1 protein-coding gene is annotated in these 1,034 nt (G+C 62.8%); it reads right to left on the bottom strand.

What is annotated here, in order from left to right; genetic code table 11:
• Window positions 1-1,034, bottom strand: a 1,034-nt coding sequence (locus OW493_RS17145; RefSeq protein ID WP_289864986.1) for a VCBS domain-containing protein, incomplete at both ends; no start/stop codon positions are given.

Below are 1,034 nucleotides of genomic sequence, written 5' to 3'. Positions count from 1 at the left end.
TGACGACCACGGTGTAATCCAACACCAGGCTCTCGCCCACTGCGAGGTGATCGAACGCCTCGCCTTCGACGCTGGAACTATCGAAGGTCCAGTTCAGCGTGCCGTCGTTACTGACGCCATCGATGATGGCATCGGCGTCGACGGAGAGCATGCCCAGCAGCTCGGCATTGGTCAGGCCATCGGTGTCACCGGTGGCAGTCACGGCCGTGATGCTCGGCGTGACGTCGTCGGTGGCATCCAGATCGCTCACGGAGAGCGTACCGGCGGTGGTCAGGGTGTCGTCTGTCTCGGTCAGCGACTCGCTCGCGCTGTCGTCACCTACGAGGGCGATGACCGGCGCATCGTTACTGCCGTTGATGGTGATGCTGACAACCTGCTCAGCGGTCACACCCTGGCTGTCGGTGACGACCACGGTGTAGTCCAGCACCAGGCTCTCGCCCACCGCGAGATGATCGAACGCCTCGCCTTCGACGCTGGAACTATCGAAGGTCCAGTTCAAGGTGCCGTCGTTGCTGACACCATCGATGATCGCGTCGGCGTCGACACTGAGCATGCCCAGCAGCTCGGCATTGGTCAGGCCATCGGTGTCACCGGTGGCGGTCACGGCGGTGACGCTCGGCGTGACTTCGTCAGTGGTATCCAGATCGCTCACGGAGAGCGTACCGGCGGTGGTCAGGGTGTCATCCGTCTCGGTCAGCGACTCGCTCGCACTGTCGTCGCCTTCAATGGCAATGACCGGCGCATCGTTGCTGCCATTGATGGTGATGCTGACGACCTGCTCCGCGGTCACACCCTGGCTGTCGGTGACGACCACGGTGTAATCCAACACCAGGCTCTCGCCCACTGCGAGGTGATCGAAGGCTTCGCCAGCGACACTGCTGCTGTCGAAAGTCCAGTTCAGCGTGCCGTCATTCTCGGTGTTGGCGATGATCGCATCGGCATCGACGGAGAGCATGCTCAGCAGCTCGACATTGCTCAGGCCATCGGTGTCACCGGTGGCGGTCACCGCGGTGACGCTCGGCGTGACGTCGTCA

The organism is Cobetia sp. 14N.309.X.WAT.E.A4, assembly GCF_030397495.1.
Lineage (GTDB): Bacteria > Pseudomonadota > Gammaproteobacteria > Pseudomonadales > Halomonadaceae > Cobetia > Cobetia marina.
Note: the sequence above shows the minus strand (reverse complement) of the source record. Positions and strands in the feature narration are given on the sequence as shown.